This window comes from Methanomassiliicoccales archaeon, assembly GCA_038850735.1.
GTDB lineage: Archaea > Thermoplasmatota > Thermoplasmata > Methanomassiliicoccales > JACIVX01 > JACIVX01.
The window spans coordinates 36,919-60,141 of sequence record JAWCLO010000005.1 but is presented as its reverse complement, the minus strand read 5'-3'; the positions used below and the strand labels follow the sequence as shown (position 1 = coordinate 60,141).

Here is a 23,223-nt window from a genome sequence, read left to right as displayed (position 1 = left end):
AAACCTCTCCTTAGTATTTTAACCGGTGAGCAAATACATAATCCAGTAGATAAGGAAGCCGAGCCCTCCTATGATGATCAGACCCAAGCCAGTGATTTGAATAATCCGAATATATTCCTCACTGGACGGCTTTCTAGCCATTTTAATGACGCGCCCATATTTGCCCTTTCCAAGGTGTTTGAACCGGTCCTCTATTGATTTTTGGACTTCCCAGGATTTTTCAATGATATCCATTTTACACGCACTCTTTTTGAGGGGTGATTGACCTCTACTTTATAAAATCAACGTCTACAGTTCTCGAAGGAGCCGCTTCTTTGGGCCCCAAAATGTATTTCGATTTTACTCCTGTGATGACGACCATCACACGAATCTTATCCCGCAAAGTCGGATCGATAACCGCTCCCCAGATGATCCTTGCATTGGGGCTTATCTTTGACTGGATAATCTCGGCTACCTTTTCCGCCTCTGAAACAGTCATGTCTTCTCCGCCAGTGACGTTAATCAAAGCACCTGTCGCTCCGCTTATGTCAACATCGATGAGAGGCGAATTGATAGCCTCATTTACAGCCTGCTCTGCGCGATCGTCATCCTCCGCCTCGCCCAGTCCAATCATCGCTACACCAGATCCCTTCATAATAGTCCTCAAATCGTTGAAATCTAAGTTCACAAGACCAGGCTTTGTAATGAGCTCGGTAATGCCCTTGATCGCCCTCATGAGGACTTCATCAGCGACCTTGAATGCAGCATTGAGAGAAAGCCTAGGCACCAACTCAAGCAACTTGTCGTTAGGAATAACGATGACAGTATCAGCAACATTCCTGAGGCGCTCGAGGCCCCATTCGGCATTTTCCATCCTTAGGCGTCCCTCGCCTTTGAAAGGAGTTGTTACAACTGCCACCGTAAGTGCACCCATTTGTTTTGCAATATCTGAGATTACTGATATCCCCCCCGTACCGGTTCCACCGCCCATGCCCGCCGTTACGAAAACAAGGTGCGCATCGGCAAGTGCCTTTCTGATCTCTTCTTCAGCCTCCCTCGCAGCCTCCTCTCCAACTTGCGGCAGTGCACCAGCACCAAGCCCTCTGGTGCTCCTCCGACCAAGAAGAATTTTTCGCGGAGCTCTAAGCGTGAGCAAATGCTGAGCGTCGGTGTTGGCTGCATAAAGATTCACTCCGGATATCCCCTCATCGAATATCCTGGCAATTGTGTTGCACCCAGCGCCTCCGACTCCTATGATCGTAATATTTGTTCTCAATTTTTGCAGAACTTCGAGCAGTTCGGCATCTGCCGAATCCTGACCTGGCGTAAAGCTTGGTGATGAGGTGGCAGATGCGCCACTGGTGCCTTGCCCCGAGGCACCTTCAAAGATTGGTTTCATGTCGATTCCTCCAATATTACAATGCCCGCTCCCATCCCAGAAACGTGCATCCCTGAGCATTATTATGTGCCAATCATGTTTATAAGTTTTACCGAAGGAACGTTTCAAAGTGCTATCATTCTCAATTTGAAGGCAATCGCGGTGGATTCTGTTCAAAAGGCACAGATGTGCTCCTCTAAGCTTCGATAGAGGAAAGGAAATTTATTTTTCATTTTCTGCAATTCTAGACATCGTGTTTGCACGTGCGGAAGTAAAATTTATTGGAAAGGTCCAGGGAGTTTATTTCAGGGCGTATACTAAGAAATTCGCCGACGAACTGAGCGTCAATGGTCGAGTTAGAAACCTCTCAGATGGAACTGTATTCGCTATTTTTGAGGGCAAAAAAGAACAGATCGAAGAGGTCATTCGAAAGCTGAGGTACGAGCATCCTTATGCTAAAGTTGATTCTGTTGAGATTACGTGGTTGCCTTACAGAAATGAATTCTATGATTTTAGGATAATATATGATTGAATTCGTCTTTTATGGTCGTCTTTAAAAATTCACAGCAACATCTTATGGTAAGTCGGTTTCACATCATGATGCAGGAATCTGATAAATATTCAAACTGCATGCTGGCGCTAATTTTTACTCAATACTGATCCCATAGATCTTTTCAGGATTTTCCTTATTAATGACCCAGATATCTTCTTCTGTGAATATGCCCGCCTGCAGAAACGAGCGACATCTCTTTGGAACGGTTACAATTGACATAACCGCGCTTGGTCTTTTCGTATCATCAAGATAATCGGTCTCCATCACAAAGCGCCTTCCTTTCTTTAACGCATCTATAATTGCAGACCTGCTTGCCAGAATCGAAGGGAAAATGTTGTGGTTCTCGCTCGGAAGCACAAGCGGCGGGCAATAGTGCTTGACAACTTTTTCGCGCGGAAGACCTGCTTTATCCGCCATCTCAGCTAGCTCTTTCATGATCTCTGGTGTGGCACTCTCAGTATGTAGGATAACAGGGCAACCTATATCGGAAGCAAGCTGCATCCCGTAGAATAAGATCTCATTAGATGCATTCCTAATGTCTTCCGACACGTGGAAATGCGGTCTACCTATCTCCCCGATTCCGATGGCCTTCTGCTCTTTTACAAGTTCCGCGGCAATTTCCATGCCTCTTTTCATGATTTCCACTGCTCTACGCAGGCTGTGAATTTCTGATAGTGATGTTAGCAGGACAGGGTAAGGACCTACGACGGCTTCAATGCGAACGCTAATTTCGTTTCTGGCCCTTTGAGCCATTTTTATTGTAATATCATAAGACCGCCAGAAATCCGTTTCATTTACAATAGTAACTTCCTCATAGGGAAGATGCACGAGAATTGCATGTGTTCCTCCCGCTCTTTGAAACTCTTTCAAGGCGGAAACATTCCTGCCAGACGGCCGAAGATGTATGTGATTGTCGAGTATAGGAAAACTCATGAGTTCTACTCAATGTAGGAGGCCTGCCGCCCTCAATTCTTCTGTGATCTTGTTAACAGCGGCCTCAACATCCTCGGGCTTTCTTGCACCAGTACACACGAGCTTTCCAGAGCCAAAAAGGAGAACGACGACTTTTGGTTCATCGATCCTGTAAACGAGACCTGGGAACTGTTCTGGTTCATACTCAACCTTTTCAAGACCTAGTGAAATTGCAATGGCGTTTAGGTTGATCTCGGTGCCAAGATCGGATGATGCAACAATGTTCTGAACCTCGATCTGGGGCTCCATCTTAATTTTTATGCCAGCTCTCTCTATTTGCTTGGCTACTTTGCTTATTGCCACTTTTACGTGCTCAAGGCTTTTTGCACCGGTGCAAACGACCTTTCCGCTTCTGAAAAGCAGGGTAGCTGTCTTGGGTTCCTTCAGCCTGTATATCAATCCGGGAAATTGTTCTGGCTCGTACTCAGCACCTTCTAGAGCAAGTGCGATTGCCTGCAAATCCAGCTCTTCTCCAAGAGAGGTCGAAGCCACGACGTTCTCGATCTTAATTTTGGCCATTGAAAGTCACCTTAGCGGGTATTTATATACCCCTTAATAAACATTCTTAGGTCTAATTTTTATTTTTCTCATTTATTAATATATGGTATTTTAATCTGGATTTTACATGTTGTTTGCTCTTAAACGTTTATTGGTTTTGCAATGATGATACTTTCAGTCACCTGCGGGTCCTATCGCTCACCCCTCAAATTATGATTGTTGCTATGTCAAAGCTTGCTTTTCGCCGGACCTATCGTTATCATGTCATTAATGGAAAGCACATCAAGCACAAATCACATTGTTAGTTTATATTTCGTTTGTAACCCCATCCTTGGATGAGTTAGATTTTGCCAATCTTTAAATATGAACTTTCGCATAATGACATCCGTCGGACGATATAGACAAAATCGTCAGACGATATACTCTTGCAAGAGCCGAGGTCATGACCGAGACTGAGAGGATCACTGTGAGGATTCCTGCAGAAAAACTCAAAGCACTGCAGGAACTCGTTAAAAAAGGATCTTATCCAACAGTTTCCGATGCTATTCGAGAAGCTATCGATGCGATAATCGAGAAGCATTTTACACCAGAACATATCAAGCGCATCACGGTTGAATTGCCAAAGGGCAACGTAGTCGATCTAGAAAACCTTGTAAGAGAGGGAGACTCAGTTTCAATTGATGATGCGATTAGAAACGCCGTTCGAGAATATGTAAGGAGAAGGATTTCGAAAGCGATGGAGGAGATAAAGTAAAGGCGTCTGGAAACTGGAGAGGTGATCGATGACTTGGGAATATATCAATAACGAGGAAATTGAGGAAAATATTCGACCTCTCAAAATTCTCGTTATAGGATGTGGTGGAGGTGGATGCAACTCCATAAATAGATTACACGAGCTCGGCTTGTCTGGTGCTCAGACAGCCGCCATCAACACCGATCGGAAACACCTTTCCAGAATCAAAGCGGATCGAAGGCTATTGATAGGATCGAGTTTAACAAAGGGATTTGGCACAGGTGGGGATCCAGAACTGGGTAGAGTGTGCGCCGAAAACGCATTTGAGCCTCTCAACGATATTTTATGCGGGGCAGATATGACATTTGTTGTTGCAGCGATGGGCGGTGGAACTGGTACGGGTTCTGCTCCGGTCGTGGCCGATCTGGCGCGTAGGAACGGATCGCTTGTGTTTTCAATAGTTACGATGCCGTTCGAATGCGAAGGACGGCGACTCCAAATCGCAACTCATGGACTTCGGCAATTATCAAATTATTCTGACACACTTTTAGTTCTCGACAATAACCGACTCCTGGAAATGGTACCGCATTTGCCTATCGACCAGGCTTTTGGTGTTATGGATCAATTGATATCTGAAATTGTCAAAGGAATTACAGAGGCGATTACCGAACCATCCCTCATTAACATTGATTTTTCTGATTTAAGGTCGATCTTCAGGCAGGGCGGTATATCGACTGTTCTCTATGGGGAGAATTCTGATCCTGATTCGGTTGTCAAGGACGCATTGTCCAATCCATTCCTCGATATCGATTTTACCGATGCAACTGGTGCTCTGATTCACATCACAGGTGGCAGCAATCTCACGCTAAAAAGGGTTACGCGGGTAGTCGAGGGTATTACTGCATTCTTGGATCCGGACGCAAATGTGATTTTTGGTGCAAGAGTTGATGATGAATATGAAGGAATCATCAAAGTCATCGCCATAATCACCGGAATTGAAACTATTGAAAGCGCTGCAGATATTGAAATCTTAAACAGCCATCTTTTAACGACTTAGCGAGTTTGATGGAATAATAATCATGAAGGAATATACGATTCGAAGGAGATCATGGGAATTGGTCTCCTTCCGATGGTACTGTCTTTCTATCTTTGATCAGTTTGACGGCATCGCCTATCACGCCCATGAGGGTATAGAACTCCCAGCGGGTCGGAACCGCTCTTCCAATCAGCCTTCTGAACATTACTTCGGTTCGCTCTCTTCTGAAATCGGGATAACCGATTGCGTCTAGTAGTTCTGAGAAAAACTCATAAAGCTTCTCTTTCTCAACCTCGCTTGCCTGCGTTGGCAGAGAGGATAGAACGCCAGCTAGGAAAATTTCGTAGAAGATTATTGCTGCCGCATGGGATATGTTAAGAATCGGATATTGCTGACTTGTAGGAATGCGAACTAAAATATCACATCTTCTCAACTCGTCTTGCGACAAACCGTAATCTTCCCTTCCGAAAAGAAGTGCTAATCTCCCCTCATTAGCCTTGATCTTTTCGGAAAAATCTCTTGGAGTCAACGCCAACCTAAGAAAATTCTTCTCGCTAGGCGTTGAAATTCCGCTTGTTCCGACAACAAGCGAACAGCCTTTGAGTGCATCATCCAGATTATTAACGATACTCGCTGACTCGAGTATGTAAACAGCGTGCTTCGCCCTCTTGTACGCTTCCTCGGTAATCTGACACGGTTCCACCAGCCAAAGGTCGGTTAAATCAAAATTACCCATAACACGGGCTACTGCTCCGATGTTTCCGTCGTGCTTTGGATTAACGAGTACTACCCTAATCTGTGGCATAGTTCTTCCAGGAAAGCTTATTACGCCTTGCTTACTTAATGATGTCGTGGTGTGGAGAGCAGCCATCAAGACTGCTTATGATGGGAGGCTTTTCGCTGGATCTCAGAGGCAACCAGGTCTCCGCACCGTGGAGGGGGAGGTCATTAGAACGCTTAAATCGATTAATGCGATCACAGATGAAAAAACATCTAGATTTAGGGCTGCAAGTAGAACAGATCGTGGCGTGAGTGCCCTTGGAAATGTTTTTGCATTCGATACCGAATTTCGGGCAAATGAACTGCTTAAGGCTATGAATTCTGTAGCTGGAGACTTATATTTTTATGCGATTGCTAGAGCACCTTTAGACTTTTCACCAAGGAGAGCAAAGAGGCGATGGTACAAGTATCTGGTGCCAAAGTTCGATTGCGATATCGATCTCATGAGGAAATGTGCATCACTTTTTGAAGGAAGGCATGATTTTAAGCAATTCTGCAGGCGCGATGGCAGAAAGACGTTGCGAACAATCGACAAGATCGTCGTAGAAGACTATGAAGGCTATCTCTCTATTGACTTTTTTGCCAGGGACTTCCTTTGGAATATGGTGAGGAAAATTGTTTCCGCAATGATATCCGTTTCGTTAGGGAAATCTTCTATAGCAGACCTTGAAGATGCGTTGGCAGGAAAGGCGATTGATTTTGGAATGGCACCAGCAGAGAATTTGGTTCTAATGGATGTCGAGTACGACATTAGCTTCGAAATTCAATGCACCATGCCATTCTTAAAGAATTTCGCTCGAAAGAGAAATGAGATTGAAGTGCAAAGTTTCTTTTTTGATCATTTGAAGAGTGTATCGTGCGTCAATGCACAAACTCTCCAATCAATAATGTTCGGCCTAATCTCTTCCGAGCGGCATACTTAACGATTTTTGTAGCATGCTCAACCATAGTTTTTATACTAATGCTAAGTTGGAGTGAAGAAACCAACCGCCTATGGAATTGAGTTTGGGGAAGGCCGCCGGGGACTATCCCTAGCCAGGAGAAATCTTCTCCTGGCACAATGGGTAATGATGGTATAAATCTGATTTTATAGTTGATAGTTTCGTTGTGATCCAGGACTGTCAAGAATGAATCAAGTGAAGCGTAAATTCATAATTCAATGACTATGCAAACAATTTTAATATAAATGATGAATTGGTTGATGTGGTTATAGCAATAACTGGTACACCTGGGACTGGAAAAACATCGGTCGCATCGCTACTTCGAGCTAGGGGATATGATATTATCGAAATAGATCAAATCGTACGATCTGCTGGATTGATATCTGGGTATGATGAGGAGCGCGGGAGTGCTGAAATCGATATTGATGGATTAAGCGAAGCAGTTCGATCGGCGATTTCAAATAAGGGCACGATTCTCGTAGGCCATCTTGCTCATTTAATCGATCCATCTCTGCTTGAATTAATCATCATACTCAGGTGCAAACCGTCGATTCTTGAAAAGCGCTTGCGCAATTTGGGTTGGAAAGAGGAGAAAATACTGGAAAATGTTGAGGCTGAGGCCTGCGATGTAATTCTCATTGAATCTTTGGAGCAATCAGACAGCGTTTTCGAAATAGATACAAGCACCAAGACGCCAGACGAGGTGGCGACTTGCGTTCTTGAAATTTTAGCTGGAGAAAGGGAAAAGTATGCATATGGTAATATCGATTGGAGCGAGGAGGTACTAAACTGGTTCTAGAGAAATTGAGAAAAAATTCGGAAATCCTACTCGATCCGCTAGCAAGGTATTTTCAAAAGGTCAATCCTAATGCGTTATCTTGGACAGCACTCCTGTTTGCGATTGTTGCTGGTCTTATGATATATTTCAGTTACTGGTTTTACCACCTCCTCTTATCCTCTTCTTTGATGATAATGCTTAATGGCATTTTCGACGCGTTAGATGGAAAGGTGGCAAGAATATCCGGCAAAGCGTCGAAGAGTGGAGATTTCGTCGATCACGTGCTCGATCGATATGCCGATGTTTTCATGGTTGGTGCAATTGGTATCAGTGGTTGGTGTAATCCATACATAGGCATTTTTGCCGTAATTGGTGTGTTGCTGACGAGTTATATGGGCACACAAGCTCAAGCAGTTGGAGTCGGTAGACTCTACGGCGGCTTATTAGGGAGGGCCGACAGAGGAGCTTTGCTGTTTATTGCACCACTAATTCAGTGTCTTTTAATTCAATCGGGAATAGCTGCAATTTTTGTTGAAGAGTTTGCCTTCTCGACATTTGACATAGTAATGTTATGGTTTGGAATAGTTGGGAATATCACTGCGATTCAACGAGCCTATGTAATTTGGAAAAAAATCAAGTGAATCAATTGAAGAACCTATTGGAATTAGAATATCGCTATCTCTGGGGCATTCCTGTCGATGATATCTTAGCTTCTCCATTCTATGAAATTCGCCTTAAAAAGTTGATCGAGCTTTACAGTGTAATTTTGAATAGCGCCATCGATTTGAAGCGGAAGCCTGACTTATATCAAAATTGGCAAAATTTGAAGCCATTGTTGATAGAGTCGCAAAACTCAATAGGGGGAATGTTTTGAAAAAGCCGATCTTGGAAGAGAAGAGATTCTATCGATTCAGACAAATGCGTCGGGATTAGGTGATATTTGATGATATCTCTGAGATCAGCTCTCATCGTTACGGCGGTTGTGTATGAACTAGCTTCTCGCCATTGATAGTCTTCTTTCGCGTTTTCCTTCGGTAATAAACAAGTGGATGTTTGACTCGTTTGCAAAGCTCATCTGGATCGAAGCAAATCCCATAACTCCTCATAGTTGAGCATTCAGGAGGGGTGTATTCTGTGCCTGAAATTTCACCAGTTATATGTTCTATTTGATACCAGGTTTTCGAATGGTCAAAATCTGGTGAGGTTGAAAATAACTTAAGGATTTCCTCACGTTGCATCCCGATTCCATAAAGAAAAGCCGTCAAAGCAAATCTTCCACTATGAGGGATGTTTTCTCCGGCTTGTACCATTCCTATAAACCTTTTCATACAAGGCGGAAAGTTTACTATACTAACCTTCCCGAAATCTTCTGCCCTGTATTTACTCTTCCTTGCGTTCACCATTTCACGAATCTCAGAGATAATAGTCGAAAATCTATTCAATATGTCATCGTTGACCTCAAGCGGCAATTCATCCTCAATTCTTTCTTGAAGGGCTTGCTGAAGAATTCTCGTGAATCGTTGTTTAGAGAGGTACACGAAACCTCCGTGTATCTCGGTATTAACGAGTTTCCAATCGATGCTTCTTATTCTGGAAGTATATCGAAGGTAGCTAGTGAAATGCATGCGTAAACTTTCATCAATAACAGCGGTCTTCACCCCCAGTTCATCCGCAATTGATGTCAATGATTCGACGGATTCATCACTCAATCGCTTATTCATCGTAACTGCTTCGGCTAATGCATATCGGTGTATCAAGAAGCTGTCGTTTATGCATGATACAATGATTCTTGCTACAGGGTAACTCAAAATTTCAAGAAGACACTCCTCTCTCGACGTTTTTGGAAATTCACCAATCATTCCTGATTGCAATGCGTCTTCGACTCGCGCCTTTCCCAGAGCAATAGCCTCGACAAACGCAGGATCGTTCATGACATTATCGAGCGTGACACCGGCCTCTTTTACGAACCTAGCAGCTTCACGAAGGAACGGAAACTTCGCAAGTCTGTATTCGTCCATGTCGATGTATCCAAAGGCATTTTGTTATTTCATGTTTCCGGGGGACGTCAAGAGCAAGATTCCTTTTGACCCGCAACATCAAACGTCGAATGAAACAATCTTCGTAAGTTGCATAGCTACCAGAGGATCATCAATTGCTTTTGCTAAGTCATCAGTATCTCTAATGGGTCTTTTCCTCCAGATTCTTAGGGCTCTTCTCTCACCGACTAATGGAAGTGACTGTATTGCTGTAAGCGAAGCGCTGTTTATCGGAAATGGGAATTCAACCGCTGTAATGCTTCTGAATCCCCATCCTATGACGACTGCGTCCACGAATTTTCCAGTCTCTAAAGGATACTCAAAGCCTACAAGCAGAGGGTACGTACCAATTTGCCTGCCGAATGTTTTATTTCCTTCATTCAATTCAAGAAATACTCTCTTAAGAACTGTCCCCTTTGGAACAAGCCGTTCCAGCATCGGTCTATCGATTTCCTTTCTTACCGTTTCCTTGAATCTCAAGAAATCAGAATGCTTAATACCCATTCTGAAACTTCGCCTAATTGGCATGACCTGCCTGATGTTTATTCTCCTGATAAGAAGCCCGCTTTTTTGAACCCTATTCAGGAATGCCAGATTATCCCGTAGAGTCTTCTTGCTTTCCCCTTCGAGCCCGATTATGAAATTTAGACCTGGCAGTAATTTTGGAAGACCAGTTTCCCCTCTTTCTCCTCCGATCTCATTGATCAGTTTTATTGCCTCGAAAACTTGCTCAGGATTCGCATTGAGATTGTTTCGCTCGATCACAACCGGATCAGCGCTTTCCATACCCAGTGCAAGGATGTTGCCGCTTGTGCAGTATTCGACAATAGTTTTGAGAATTTTTCTCGCGTCGTCAGGATGATCAGCTATCACCGCAGGATTTGCGTTATCCAGATGTAGAACATCGACATTTAGGCGGGCAATTCCGGATAAAAGCTTTCGGACCGCTGTCTCATTCAATGTAATCGAGTTGCCCTTAATTCTCGCTTTGTATGAAATGAAACATGTCTGCCCCCCGATTCTAAAATTTCTCACCCCAAGGGCATGCAGCGCCCGTACCTCCTCGATGATCTCCTCAGGCTCTCTAAAAAGCGGCGCACCTTTCAGTGGCTCGACGCAAAATGAGCAACCCCCCGACTTATAACGTAGACATCCCCTGTAACTTTCAATGTCAGCTATGAGGGGTTGAGGAAAATCAGGATGCTTTGTCACAATAGTTGCGCCCTTCAATAACCATCTATTCCACTCTTCTTTTGAGCGCCATCTATTTGATGCTTCTCCTCTCGTCAAAAAATCGTAAACGCATGAAGCTGGATCCTTTTTTGCAATGAAGTCAAAGGATCCCAGCTGCTCATAATTATCATCATAGGTTGCTGGACCGCCAAGTATTCTAAATCCGAAGAGACCTTCGGAGAAACGTCGTATCTCTTCCGCCGATGCTGGCATAGCGCGAAGATATCTGCCCGGAACTGATGCGCCGCCAAGGAACACACTGACGTGCGCTGGGGTAGTCCTCACTCCCCGTCTCAAATCATCTATAGTAATATAGGTCACTGACGCGCCAGCATCGAGTGCGGCACCAGCTGTGACCCTGACATGTGGTGATATGTATGGGGGAACGCCTAATGAGGACGGCTCATCAATGAAGCCATCGATGATAAGGACGACCTCGCTCCTCTTCTTCATTTTTGTCATTCCGTTGCCACCTGTTTCTTAGCCATAAAGTTTCTCCTTCTAATCTATATGAGGTTCCTCGGATCCATCGACTGATCAGATTGAAACTTAATATTGAGCAGATCGATGATAATGATCGGTAAATTGGCGCCTTACCTTACAATAGCAATCTGCAAATTACTGTCTGCATGGTAATATTGTGCTGAAGGTGAACTTAGTGAGGTCTATGATTCAATTCTACTTAGTGCTTTGTCCACAAAAATTCGTCGTTTTGTTTTCGACGATCTACACTTTTCAAAAAACTTTATACAAAAAAATACGAAAATATTTTGGTAATTTCGCTATTCCGAAGATTCTTTCGAAGATGCTCGAATTTTCATATCAACGCTTATAAAGCTTTTTCATAATATGGTACCGATTGCCACGTCAGGGGACGTCTTCCTGATGAGCGATATGAAGAGATGAACACAAAGGATTTGCAGGTGTTTTCATGAGCAACGAAGAAAAAACCGTGGAGGAAAGACTGAATAAAGCGTATGAGCCAGCAAGGATTGCAATGGCATACCATCCTTTCTATGAGGGAAAAATTGAGGTGATACCGAAGGTACCTATCCGGAACTTCCAGGATTTTGCAATTTGGTATACGCCGGGTGTCGCAGAACCTTGCAGAGATATACAAAAGAATCCTGAAAGAGTTTACAGTCATACAAACAAGTGGAATATGGTAGCGGTCGTGACGGATGGGACAAGAGTTCTCGGCCTTGGAGATATCGGTCCAGAAGCCGGATTGCCTGTGATGGAGGGTAAAGCTCTATTATTCAAGTATCTCGGAGGAGTTGATGCCGTTCCGATATGCCTGAATACAAAAGATCCCGATGAAATTGTTCAGGCGGTCAAGTGGATTGTACCATCTTTTGGCGGTATCAATTTGGAAGATATCGCTCATCCGAAATGCTTTGCTATTTTAGATCGCCTGCGAAAAGAAGTTGACATCCCGGTTTGGCATGATGATCAGCAAGGCACGGCAACAATTGTAACCGCTGGAGCGATAAACGCATTGAAACTTGTGGGAAAAAAGATGAGCGAAGCAAAGGTGGCGATGATCGGGGCCGGTGCAGCAAATATCGCTATTGCTAGAGTTTTGATCGCTGCGGGTGTGAACATAAGGAACATCGTGATGGTCGATAGCAAGGGCATATTACATCCTGGGAGAAAAGATCTCGAGGGAAAGTATCCTGAAAAATGGGAGATGGCGTTGAAGTCAAACAGCGAAAGAAAAACTGGAGGAATCAAAGAAGCGATGGAAGGGGCTGATATTGTTATAGGTGCATCTCGACCAGGACCGAATGTCATCACAAAAGACATGGTGAGATCGATGGCAGATGATGCTATTGTGTTTGCAACGGCAAATCCCATTCCAGAAATTTGGCCATGGGATGCAAAGGAGGCGGGCGCGAGGATCGTTGCTACTGGAAGGTCAGATTTTCCGAACCAAATAAACAATTCTCTTGGATTCCCGGGGATATTCAGAGGTGCTCTAGACGTAAGGGCGAGGACGATTACGGACGAAATGTGCATTGCTGCGGCATTAGAACTCGCAAAGACGGCCGAAGACAAAGGATTGAATGAGGAATATATCGTGCCTACGATGGACGACTGGGAAGTCTTTCCTAGAGAAGCGGTAGCGGTTGGGATGAAGGCAATTGAGCAAGGAGTCGCTGGAGTGAAGCCGAGCAGGAGCGAATTGTACGAGAGGGCGGAACAAATTATCAAACGAGCTAGAGGTATGACTAAATTGCTGATGGATCGGGGCTGCATAAGACCTCCACGCGTCTAACGTTCGCTGGTCAACTTTCGCTTCTTGAAAGAATATTCGTAGGTATTTTTATCCAGATTTCTTACTTTTTTTCCGACCGTAAGAGGGTAGCATTGAAGGTGCAGTTCCCGACGTTCCCCTCCCCTCATCCTCTTCTATATAAGAGAATACTATTTTTCAGATTTTTATAATGCCAGAAAGTCCTACCGATTTATCGATTATTGTTCATATGCCATTATCAGAAGCAGACACTCGTATGCAATCATTCATCATCGACGCTAAAATCTTATTCAATTTCTCACGGTTGGAAAAAGACATTTTCAATGTATGTTCTTAGGATTACTAACCTGGTAGTAAAATACGATCGATACATATGTGTGAATGGAAAATACAAATGTCGTTCAGAATAAAGAAACATCTGCAAGCATAGAATCCGCGTTCTCAAATCAGCGTTACAGACACGGATTCAACACTTTGGACGCCTTTGATCTGCTGAAGCGCCTCTTCCAGGTTATCAACAATAGCGCCTGCGTCGTTCATAACAAAGGTAACAGTAAGCATCTTGAGTCCAAACGCAACTGGTCTTACTTCCATTCTCGCCACCTCAACGCCCTCTGGTATAACTCCCTTGATCTCATTAGCGATGTTTTCTATTTGAACATCAACGTCGTCAGGCATGAGATTGTATACAGCAGCAACCTTTCCCACAGTGATCACCTACGGACCCGTAAATCCGCACTTGGGGCACGTATAAGCAACACTCTGGTCTCTACATTTCGCACAGCGCCCAATTTCAACCTCTCCGCACATGGGGCATTTGAAGTATGTAAATCCCCTTTCAACAAGTCTTATGCCGCATGAACTGCAGATCTTTTCCTTCTTCATGCTCTCAGCCGGTGCGACATGAAGCATCACTCATTTATAAATCCTTCTTCGTCATAATTATCAACTTCCTCCCAGAGAAGGAAGTACTTCCAACTTTCCCAGCAGTTGTTGTAAAAATGAAGCTTCTAAGCTCCTGGCGAACTATTGTGCTGTATTTGCAAATAATGTTTCGATTAGCTGAGTATATTTCGCCTAGGATATGCCATAGAAACTCACACTATCGGCAATCGGAGGATCTGTGCATCGCTAAGGAGTCGTTAAATTGGAAAGGTTTCTCGACTTCTGTCGATAGCAATTGATTGATAGATAGAAGCTACAATAAATACACGTTGTCATTGCAGTGCAGCTAGGACAAAAATTATCTGGGACTTTTGCCATATAAAAATTTGGTAAAACTCAAAGATCGCGTATGTTGCAGTGCATTCGGAATTTGTGCATATCGACAAAGTTTAAATAATGACAGTTATTAGGGGACTCCCTACATGCCTGTGTGCACTTGCCAAGGGCCCGTAGCTCAGCTAGGTAGGATTCTTCGATGTCGAGCATCCCTAGAAAGAGCATCTGGCTTTTAACCAGATGGCCCGGGGTTCGAAAAGGCCTCGGATCCCCAAGGCCTTCGAAAATCCCCGCGGGCCCGCCTGGAAGGGGGAAGGATGTCAGCAGTGACAAAGTCTGGTAAAAGGTTGTTGCGTCGATGCCTTTTTATAATGATATCATTTAATATGAGGATGGGCCCGAGATCAAGGACGAGGTGAAATTGTGTCTGATGTTATTGAATTTAATGTTTTAGAGCATGAGCTAGTACCGGAGCACCACCTGCTTTCTGAAGAAGAAGCTCAAAAAGTGTTGACGGAGTTACGAATCACAAGAGACCAGCTTCCCAAAATAAGGAAAAGCGATGCGTGCGTACAGGTGCTGGAAAAGATTCATGGCCCCATCGAAGAAGGACGCATTATCAAGATTGTTCGGAAAAGTTCGACTGCAGAGATTTTTGTGGCATATAGAATGGTAATAAGAGGGTGATGTCCGTGCGCGAGCTTGTTGAGCTTTATTTTAATGAAAGGAGTATTGTAAACCATCACATTGCAAGCTTCAATGATTTTCTATCGACAATCGACAACCCGAACAGCCGAATGCAGAAGATTGTTGACAATCTCAGGGTATCTGTTGAGGATATGGAAAGAGGCGTAATAAGACTTGATCCAGATAAGACAGACGGCAGGATAATTGAAATCCGGGTTGGCAGGAAACGAGATGAGAAGACTGGAATGATTGACACACATTCCCGCCCAACCGTTCATATCAGGCTCCCTATCGTCAGAGAAGCAAACGGTGCATCTCATACATTAACACCAATGGAGGCTCGGTTAAGAAATCTAAATTATGTTGCACCTGTTTATGTTGACTTTACTGTTATAGAAGATGGCATTGAAAAAGAGCCAGAACACGTTCACATCGGCGATCTTCCCATCATGGTGAAGTCTAAGAAATGCACTCTTCACAAAGAAAACTTAGAAGAAGAAAAAGAGTTGACCGAGGAAGAATATGTTAAGAAATTGATCGAAGCCGGCGAAGATCCGATGGATCCGGGTGGTTATTTCATCATAGGGGGAACTGAAAGAGTATTGATTTCTCTTGAGGATTTGGCCCCAAATCGAGTAATGGTCGAATTCAATGAAAGATATGGAACGAAAATTGAAGTCGCCAAAGTTTTCTCGCAGAAAGAAGGATATCGGGCGCTGACCTTGGTTGAGAAGAAGAAGGACGGCATGTTAATGGTCACGGTTCCTGCTGCTTCGGGCCAGATTCCTCTTGTGGTGCTGATGAAGGCGCTTGGAATGGAAAGTGATGAGGATATATATGAGGCAATCGTCAGCGTCCCCGAAATGGCCAATATTGTTTATGCAAACATCGAAGAATGCCAAGATAAAAAGCTTTATCCACCTAATGGCATTTTTACAACAGAAGACGCAATCTTGTATCTTGAGAGAAAATTTGCAACAGGCCAGGCAAAAGAATACCGAGTTAAGAAGGTCGAATCGATCATTGATCGCTCTTTGCTTCCACACTTGGGCGATACCTCTGAGGACCGCCTCAAAAAAGCGATTTTCCTGGGCAGGGTGGCAAGAAGTGTTCTCGAATTATCCTTAGGACTTAGGAAGGAAGACGATAAAGATCATTACGCGAACAAGAGGCTTAAACTCTCAGGAGATCTTATGGAGGATCTCTTCAGGGTTGCTTTTACTAATCTAATGAAGGATTTGAAGTATCAATTGGAAAGGAGTTATGCGAGAAAAAAAGACATTCGCATTGCCAGTGCGATCAGACCCGATCTCCTAACAAATCGCCTAATTCATGCGCTCGCAACGGGCAATTGGGTTGGTGGAAGGGCGGGGGTAAGCCAGCTTCTTGACCGAACGTCTAATATGAGTACGCTCAGTCATTTAAGAAGAGTCACCTCGTCGCTCACAAGAAGCCAACCTCACTTCGAAGCCAGAGATCTTCACCCAACGCAATGGGGAAGATTGTGCCCCAACGAAACGCCAGAAGGTCAAAACTGTGGCCTTGTGAAAAACGCAGCGCTAATCATCGACGTTTCGGAGGGCTTTCCAGAAGAGAGTGTTCTTTGGATCCTCAGGGATCTAGGTGTTAAGGAGGTCAGGGGACAGCGAAAAACGGGAACGCGGGTTTATGTCAATGGAGATTTAATCGGTGTTCACGATCGTGCCCGAGAACTAGTAGCGGAAATCAGGCACAGAAGGCGTTCCGGCATCATTTCGCATGAAATTAACATCAGATATGATGAAGAAATGGATGAAGTGATAATAAACTGCGATGAGGGCCGATTGAGACGTCCTCTGCTCGTAATAAGAAATGGAAGAACAGTCCTTACAAGGAAACACCTCGATGAAATTACCGAGGGAAGGTTGCGGTGGTCCGATCTTATCCGCGAAGGTGTAATAGAGTGGCTCGACGCGGAAGAGGAAGAAGATACTTACATCGCAGTCGACGCTTATAGGATTCCGGAACGCTGTCCAAATTGCCAAAAGGCTCTATCACCCATAGATGTTAACTGGCTTAATCCCGGCGCAGAGGAAAACTACGTGTTGCTCCGCTGCCGCCATTGTAAAGGGGACATCAAGACCCCGCTATTGCTTACGAGAGAACATACCCATATGGAGATCGATCCTATTCTCATATTGGGTGTTTGTGCCGGCTTAGTTCCATATGCAGAACACAATTCGTCCCCAAGAATCACGATGGGTGCCGGAATGGCGAAGCAATCACTCGGCCTAAGCGCTACTAATTATAGAAGAAGACCTGATACAAGGGGGCACCTATTACACTATCCTCAGAAACCGATAGTGCAAACAAAAACAATGGACTTTGTTTCGTTCAATGAAAGACCAGCTGGACAAAATTTCGTTGTAGCGGTCCTTTCATATCATGGCTATAATATGGAAGACGCATTGATTTTGAATAAGGCTAGCATAGAGAGAGGACTTGGTCGCTCAACATTCATGAGGACGTATAGAGCTGAAGAGCGTCGATATCCTGGTGGACAAGAAGATCACTTTGAGATACCGAGCCCGGATGTACGTGGAGCTAGGGCGGATCTAGCTTACAGTAATCTTGGTGAAGACGGATTGATAAGCCCTGAGACCGCCGTCAACGGAGGAGATGTACTCATCGGTAAGACATCGCCTCCTCGTTTCCTCGAGGAGGAAACGGATTTCCTCACACCCCAGAAGCGCCGTGAAACCTCCATTACAGTCCGGCCAGGCGAAAGCGGATGGATAGACAGCGTTATGTTGACGGAATCGGAAAACGGAAGCCGCTTAGTGAAGGTGAAAGTGAGGGATGAAAGGATACCAGAACTGGGAGATAAGTTCGCATCGAGACACGGGCAAAAGGGCGTGGTCGGGCTGATCGTACCCCAAGAAGACATGCCGTTCACTTCTGATGGTATCGTACCTGACCTCGTTATTAATCCGCATGCAATTCCATCGAGAATGACAGTTGCTCACGTGCTAGAGATGATTGGAGGCAAAGTAGGGTCGATGGAATGCAGGATGATTGATGGTACGCCATTCAGTGGGGAAAAAGAAAAATCGCTAAGAGAGGCGCTAGTGAGATGCGGCTTTAAGCACACAGGAAAGGAAGTGATGTATGATGGCATGTCAGGACGGATGATCGGCGCTGACATTTTCGTCGGAGTGATATATTATCAGAAGCTGCATCACATGGTGTCAGGAAAGCTTCATGTGAGAAGTCGCGGTCCGGTCCAGATTCTCACCAGACAGCCAACCGAAGGTCGATCGAGACAAGGCGGTCTGAGGTTTGGAGAAATGGAAAGAGACTGCCTCATCGGACACGGTGCTGCTATGGTAATTAAAGACAGGCTACTGGATGAATCTGATGGTACATTCCAGTATGTCTGTGGAAATCCGAACTGTGGACACATTGCGATCCTGGATAGGCGTGGCGTATTGAGATGTCCTGTCTGCGGGAACAATACAAATGTTCACCTCGTCCAGACATCCTATGCATTCAAACTGTTACTCGATGAGTTGCTGTCGCTTGGCGTTGTGATGAGGCTCCAACTGGAGGATTTAAGATGATGCGAGGCGTTTCTAAGCGGATAGGCTCGATTAAGTTTGCGGTGCTCTCACCAGATGAAATCAGGAAGATGTCTGCTACAAAGATCATCACCGCTGATACATACGATGATGATGGGTTCCCCATTGAAATGGGCTTGATGGATCCTCATCTAGGTGTGATCGAACCTGGACTGAGGTGCAAGACTTGTGGACACAAAGCTGACGAATGTCCCGGTCACTTTGGACATATCGATCTCGCAATGCCAGTAATTCACGTTGGGTTTGTCAAAGAGATAAAGAAACTCCTTCAATCAACGTGTAGATCGTGTGGTCGACTGCTTTTAACGGAAGAACAGGCCCGAGAGTATAGAGAGGCAATGGAATCTCTCGAAACACTTGGAGGAGATGCGGTTGAGGTCCGTATGGTTTCCAAGGAAACGGCAAAAGATGCGGCTTCTCGGCCGGTTTGTCCGCATTGCGGTGCAGAACAACTAAAAATCACGCTTGACAAGCCAACCACTTTCAGGGAAAACGGACATAAACTCACGCCGAAGGAAGTGAGGGAGCGGCTGGAGCGCATACCGGATGAAGATTTGATTCCCCTTGGCATCGATCCTAAATCATGCAGACCGGAATGGATGGTTTTGACAGCTCTCCCTGTACCTCCCGTCACCGTGAGACCGTCGATTACCCTTGAGTCGGGTGACCGTTCTGAGGATGACCTCACTCATAAGCTCGTAGACGTACTGAGAATCAATCAGCGACTGAGAGAAAACAGAGATGCGGGAGCGCCCCAGCTCATCGTTGAAGATCTCTGGGAATTGCTGCAATACCATGTTACAACGTATTTTGACAACCAGACCTCTGGCATTCCGCCAGCTCGGCATAGGTCAGGTAGACCTCTGAAAACCCTCGTCCAGAGGTTGAAAGGTAAGGAGGGGCGTTTCAGGTCTAACCTCTCCGGTAAAAGGGTCAATTTTTCGGCGAGGACAGTTATTTCGCCAGATCCATCACTATCGATCAACGAGGTCGGGGTTCCAATAGAGGCAGCTAGAGAGCTCACAGTTCCTGTTTATGTGACACAACACAATATTGAGAAATTAAAGGAAATTGTAAAAAGGGGTCCGAATCCACCTGGACCAGGATATCTTCCTGGTGCCAATTATGTGATAAGGTCTGATGGAAGAAGGATCAAGATTACCGAAAAGAATGCGGAGAGTGTAGCGGAGACCCTAGATATTGGTTTCATCGTGGAAAGGCACCTTGTAGATGGCGACATAGTTCTGTTTAATAGGCAGCCATCACTGCACAGGATGTCGATGATGGCTCATACGGTAAAAGTCATGCCGTGGAAGACATTCAGGCTCAATCTTTGCGTCTGCCCACCGTACAACGCAGACTTCGATGGCGATGAAATGAACCTGCACGTGCTTCAGAGCGATGAGGCAAGGGCAGAGGCAATGATACTGATGAAGGTACAAGAACACATTCTATCTCCGCGCTTTGGTGGACCCATTATAGGCGCAATTCATGATCATATTACAGGTTGTTTCCTACTGACCCATAAGGATTCAAAGTTCACACTAAATGAAACACTGTTCATGCTGGCAAAACTTGATCACAGACCTTTGCCTGAACCCATCGTTGAAAATGGAGTGCAATACTGGACAGGAAAGCAGCTATTTTCGCTGATACTCCCAGAAGATTTCAGGATCACTTTCAGAGCTTCCATATGCAGGAAATGTCCTGAATGTCTCAAAGAAAAGTGTGATCTTGATGCTTATGTGAAGATAAGAAATGGTAAGCTTGTCTGTGGCACAATTGACGAAAAGGCTGTTGGTGCCTTCAAGGGAAGGATCATTGACAAAATTGCGAGGGATTACGGTTCCGATGCAGCGAGGGCTTTTATCGATAATCTTACACGGTTGGCAATCGGCGCCATCATGGTGCGGGGATTTACAACAGGCATCGATGATGAGGATATTCCTGATGAGGCCAAGCGCCAGATAGAAGAAGTACTTAAAGACGCGGAAAAGAAAGTCGAAGATCTCGTCTCAGCGTATCGCGAAGGAATCCTCGAACAACTTCCTGGCAGATCGCTTGAAGAGACTTTAGAAGTAGAAGTCATGAAGGTGCTGGGAAGAGCAAGAGACGAGGCGGGGCAGATTGCGTCAAGACATCTTGGACTGGAGAACTCAGCGGTCATCATGGCAAGGTCTGGTGCGAGAGGTTCCATGCTAAATCTAAGCCAAATGGCTGGTTGCATTGGGCAACAGGCTGTTAGAGGAGAGCGTTTATCAAGAGGGTATTGGAATAGGACATTGCCTCATTTCCGTAAGGGCGATCTCGGTGCTAGGGCCAAAGGGTTTGTCGTTAATTCGTACAAGAGCGGTCTTACACCAACCGAATTCTTCTTCCATAGCATGGGAGGTCGAGAAGGTCTTGTTGATACAGCTGTGCGTACATCTCGTTCAGGTTATATGCAACGCAGGTTGATCAACGCCCTTGAAGATCTTAAATTGAAACAGGATGGCACGGTGAGGAATACAGCAGATATGATCATTCAGTTTAGATACGGTGAAGATGGAATCGATCCGTCGCGGAGCGTTCAGGGGAGTCCAATTGACGTTGACGACCTCTTGATTGAGGTCTTGGGTGACGAGGCTGAGTTGCTGGCGAAGATCGAAGAGAAGAAAGTCGGTGGATACGCAACGATAGAAAAGGATCTCATGGAAGTTGAGGAAGAAGAGGAGTACGAGGAACCCGAATTTGAGGCTGGGGGTGAGGAATGATGGCCATGAAAGATACGGTCAATGCCTTGAGACGCCGTGGTTTGAAAGAGGAAGCGATATCAAAATTACTATCGAAGTTCAAATCCCTGGCCGAAATTTCGACGGCCAATGTAAAAGAGATCGCCTCTCTCGGATTTACCGAGGAAGAAGCCTCAGAGATCGTCGCAAAAGTCGGTGGAAAGCCTGCTAAGGAGCAAAAAAAGGTACCTGCGGAGAAGGCCAAGAAAAGAGAGGAAAAGAAAGAGGAGATTTCTGAAGTTTCGTCAGAAACGAAAGAAAGGATGAGGAAGGCGGAGATTTACATTCCAGTGAAAACGTGCCCTCTGACCGAATTCCAGTCAAAGATGCTAAAAATCGCTGACGAAATGAGACTTCATCTCCCACTGCGAATCATTTTGGACATCTCGGAACGACTCGAGGGCATTGATGTACCTGAGGCGACGTTGAGGAAGATATTAACAAGGGCGCATGAAAAGTATGAACTTCACTTAATGGATCCTCACGAGTCCGCAGGGATAGTCGCAGCGCAGAGTATCGGTGAACCAGGCACGCAGATGACAATGCGTACATTTCACTATGCAGGTGTCGCAGAAATCAATGTCACACTTGGACTGCCAAGACTTATTGAGATCGTTGATGCAAGGAGGATTCCGAGCACTCCCATGATGGAGATTCATGTTGACCCGAAAATTAGGAATGATATTGAGCGGGTCAGGAAGATCGCAATGGACATTGAATCAACAGTTCTTTTGGATATTGCCGACATAGAAACGGATATCATTAACATGAAAGTGATCGTGCATCCAGACGAAAGGAAGATGATACAGAAGGGAATCACGCTCGATGAGGTCTATGCTCAGCTATCTAAGATTCGTACAATTCGTGGTCTTGCAGAGGTTGTTGAAGGAAAGATCGTCATTACTTGCGAAGAACCATCATTCAAGAGACTACAGAATATTGTAGACGCTGTTAGGGAATGTAAGATCAGAGGTATCGACAACATAAAACGTGCGATTTTGAGGAAGGTTGGAGAAGAGTACGTCATTTATACCGAAGGCTCTAATCTGCAAGAGGTGCTTTCCATAGAAGGCGTAGACAAGACAAGAACGACCACGAACTGCATTCAAGAAATATATGAGGTCCTGGGCATTGAGGCGGCGAGAAATGCGATCATCAACGAAGCGTCGAGGACTCTTGAAGAGCAAGGGTTGACTGTAGACATTAGGCATATAATGCTTGTAGCTGACCTGATGACCCATGATGGTGATGTGAAGGCCATCGGCAGGCACGGGATTTCAGGTAGGAAGTCCAGCGTGCTCGCGAGGGCTGCATTCGAAATCACGGCGACGCATCTCCTGCACGCAGCGATAACGGGCGAGGTGGATCACCTAGATGGAGTAGCGGAAAATATTATAGTTGGGCAACCAGTTACTCTTGGAACGGGAGCCGTGAATCTGGTGTATGTTCCCGTTAAAAAGGAGGCGAGCAAATGATTGATCTTGGTAGGGCTATAAAAACGGCGGCAACAACAGGAAAGGTCGTATTTGGAACCCAGAGAACCGAGAAAGCGGTGAAGAAAGGCGAAGCAAAACTGGTTATAGTAGCCAAGAACTGCCCCAGCGAATTCTTGCTCTTTGGAAACCACGGTGTGAAAACATACCGATACGAAGGCACGAATGTTGAGCTCGGTGCACTTTGTGGCAAGCCTTTTTCAGTGGCAGCGCTTGCTGTTATTGATAAGGGCGCTTCAAATATTCTTTCGTTGTGATTT

The 23,223-nt window shown here is 45.1% G+C and carries 21 protein-coding genes and 1 tRNA gene; 13 read left to right on the top strand and 9 right to left on the bottom strand.

Going from position 1 to position 23,223, the window contains the following annotated elements; genetic code table 11:
• Window positions 1–18: 18 nt before the first annotated feature.
• Window positions 19–234, bottom strand: coding sequence for a protein translocase SEC61 complex subunit gamma (locus tag QW087_04400; protein ID MEM2943960.1), 216 nt, complete (start codon window positions 232–234; stop codon window positions 19–21).
• A 34-nt stretch (window positions 235–268) separates the two neighbouring features.
• On the bottom strand, window positions 269–1,378 hold the full coding sequence (gene ftsZ, locus QW087_04395) for a cell division protein FtsZ (GenBank protein ID MEM2943959.1): 1,110 nt from the start codon (window positions 1,376–1,378) through the stop codon (window positions 269–271).
• Window positions 1,379–1,610: 232 nt separating this feature from the next.
• On the opposite strand from ftsZ (QW087_04395), the gene QW087_04390 reads away from it, so the two are divergent.
• Window positions 1,611–1,889 (top strand): acylphosphatase, encoded by a 279-nt coding sequence (locus QW087_04390; protein MEM2943958.1) that lies wholly within the window; start codon window positions 1,611–1,613, stop codon window positions 1,887–1,889.
• A 114-nt stretch (window positions 1,890–2,003) separates the two neighbouring features.
• Here the strand turns inward: QW087_04390 and QW087_04385 are convergent, their stop codons facing one another.
• Both QW087_04385 and QW087_04380 read right to left on the bottom strand, forming a co-directional pair.
• Window positions 2,004–2,843: a TatD family hydrolase gene (locus QW087_04385; GenBank protein ID MEM2943957.1), complete on the bottom strand. Its 840-nt coding sequence runs from the start codon at window positions 2,841–2,843 to the stop codon at window positions 2,004–2,006.
• 9 nt (window positions 2,844–2,852) lie between these two features.
• Window positions 2,853–3,401, bottom strand: coding sequence for a TATA-box-binding protein (locus tag QW087_04380; GenBank protein ID MEM2943956.1), 549 nt, complete (start codon window positions 3,399–3,401; stop codon window positions 2,853–2,855).
• Between the two features lie 421 nt (window positions 3,402–3,822).
• On the opposite strand from QW087_04380, the gene QW087_04375 reads away from it, so the two are divergent.
• Complete coding sequence (locus QW087_04375) at window positions 3,823–4,134, top strand: ribbon-helix-helix domain-containing protein (GenBank protein MEM2943955.1); 312 nt, start codon at window positions 3,823–3,825, stop codon at window positions 4,132–4,134.
• A 28-nt stretch (window positions 4,135–4,162) separates the two neighbouring features.
• Window positions 4,163–5,170, top strand: a complete 1,008-nt coding sequence (gene ftsZ / locus QW087_04370; GenBank protein MEM2943954.1) for a cell division protein FtsZ — start codon at window positions 4,163–4,165, stop codon at window positions 5,168–5,170.
• A gap of 49 nt (window positions 5,171–5,219) precedes the next feature.
• Here ftsZ (QW087_04370) and QW087_04365 read toward each other — a convergent pair whose 3' ends face one another.
• Window positions 5,220–6,020, bottom strand: a complete 801-nt coding sequence (locus QW087_04365) for an RNA methyltransferase (protein ID MEM2943953.1) — start codon at window positions 6,018–6,020, stop codon at window positions 5,220–5,222.
• Between QW087_04365 and truA the strand changes: the two genes are divergently transcribed.
• The 3 genes from truA (at window position 6,004) to QW087_04350 (ending at window position 8,289) form a co-directional block, all read left to right on the top strand.
• Window positions 6,004–6,852 (top strand): tRNA pseudouridine(38-40) synthase TruA, encoded by an 849-nt coding sequence (gene truA / locus QW087_04360; GenBank protein MEM2943952.1) that lies wholly within the window; start codon window positions 6,004–6,006, stop codon window positions 6,850–6,852. The genes QW087_04365 and truA overlap by 17 nt on opposite strands.
• A gap of 280 nt (window positions 6,853–7,132) precedes the next feature.
• Window positions 7,133–7,669, top strand: coding sequence for an adenylate kinase family protein (locus QW087_04355; protein MEM2943951.1), 537 nt, complete (start codon window positions 7,133–7,135; stop codon window positions 7,667–7,669).
• 5 nt (window positions 7,670–7,674) lie between these two features.
• Window positions 7,675–8,289 carry a CDP-alcohol phosphatidyltransferase family protein gene (locus QW087_04350; GenBank protein MEM2943950.1) on the top strand — a complete coding sequence of 205 codons (615 nt, stop codon included), beginning with the start codon at window positions 7,675–7,677 and terminating at the stop codon, window positions 8,287–8,289.
• Window positions 8,290–8,619: 330 nt separating this feature from the next.
• Here QW087_04350 and QW087_04345 read toward each other — a convergent pair whose 3' ends face one another.
• Window positions 8,620–9,666 (bottom strand): DNA primase large subunit PriL, encoded by a 1,047-nt coding sequence (locus QW087_04345; GenBank protein MEM2943949.1) that lies wholly within the window; start codon window positions 9,664–9,666, stop codon window positions 8,620–8,622.
• 78 nt (window positions 9,667–9,744) lie between these two features.
• Window positions 9,745–11,379 (bottom strand): radical SAM protein, encoded by a 1,635-nt coding sequence (locus QW087_04340; protein MEM2943948.1) that lies wholly within the window; start codon window positions 11,377–11,379, stop codon window positions 9,745–9,747.
• Window positions 11,380–11,848: 469 nt separating this feature from the next.
• On the opposite strand from QW087_04340, the gene QW087_04335 reads away from it, so the two are divergent.
• Entirely contained in the window at window positions 11,849–13,195 is a 1,347-nt protein-coding gene (locus tag QW087_04335; protein ID MEM2943947.1) for an NADP-dependent malic enzyme, read from the top strand.
• Window positions 13,196–13,615: 420 nt separating this feature from the next.
• Here the strand turns inward: QW087_04335 and QW087_04330 are convergent, their stop codons facing one another.
• Window positions 13,616–13,882, bottom strand: a complete 267-nt coding sequence (locus tag QW087_04330; GenBank protein MEM2943946.1) for an elongation factor 1-beta — start codon at window positions 13,880–13,882, stop codon at window positions 13,616–13,618.
• Window positions 13,883–13,891: 9 nt separating this feature from the next.
• Window positions 13,892–14,086 (bottom strand): zinc finger domain-containing protein, encoded by a 195-nt coding sequence (locus QW087_04325; GenBank protein MEM2943945.1) that lies wholly within the window; start codon window positions 14,084–14,086, stop codon window positions 13,892–13,894.
• Between the two features lie 476 nt (window positions 14,087–14,562).
• Between QW087_04325 and QW087_04320 the strand changes: the two genes are divergently transcribed.
• The 6 genes from QW087_04320 (at window position 14,563) to QW087_04295 (ending at window position 23,220) form a co-directional block, all read left to right on the top strand.
• Window positions 14,563–14,696, top strand: a tRNA-Lys gene (locus tag QW087_04320).
• A 122-nt stretch (window positions 14,697–14,818) separates the two neighbouring features.
• Window positions 14,819–15,082, top strand: coding sequence for a DNA-directed RNA polymerase subunit H (locus QW087_04315; GenBank protein ID MEM2943944.1), 264 nt, complete (start codon window positions 14,819–14,821; stop codon window positions 15,080–15,082).
• A gap of 5 nt (window positions 15,083–15,087) precedes the next feature.
• A complete protein-coding gene (locus tag QW087_04310) occupies window positions 15,088–18,681 on the top strand; it encodes a DNA-directed RNA polymerase subunit B (protein MEM2943943.1) in 3,594 nt (1,197 codons plus the stop codon).
• A complete protein-coding gene (locus tag QW087_04305; protein MEM2943942.1) occupies window positions 18,678–21,452 on the top strand; it encodes a DNA-directed RNA polymerase subunit A' in 2,775 nt (924 codons plus the stop codon). The genes QW087_04310 and QW087_04305 overlap by 4 nt, the downstream gene beginning before the upstream one ends.
• Entirely contained in the window at window positions 21,449–22,945 is a 1,497-nt protein-coding gene (rpoA2, locus tag QW087_04300; GenBank protein MEM2943941.1) for a DNA-directed RNA polymerase subunit A'', read from the top strand. Before QW087_04305 ends, rpoA2 begins: the two co-directional genes overlap by 4 nt.
• Window positions 22,942–23,220 (top strand): 50S ribosomal protein L30e, encoded by a 279-nt coding sequence (locus QW087_04295; protein ID MEM2943940.1) that lies wholly within the window; start codon window positions 22,942–22,944, stop codon window positions 23,218–23,220. The genes rpoA2 and QW087_04295 overlap by 4 nt, the downstream gene beginning before the upstream one ends.
• Window positions 23,221–23,223: the final 3 nt, after the last annotated feature.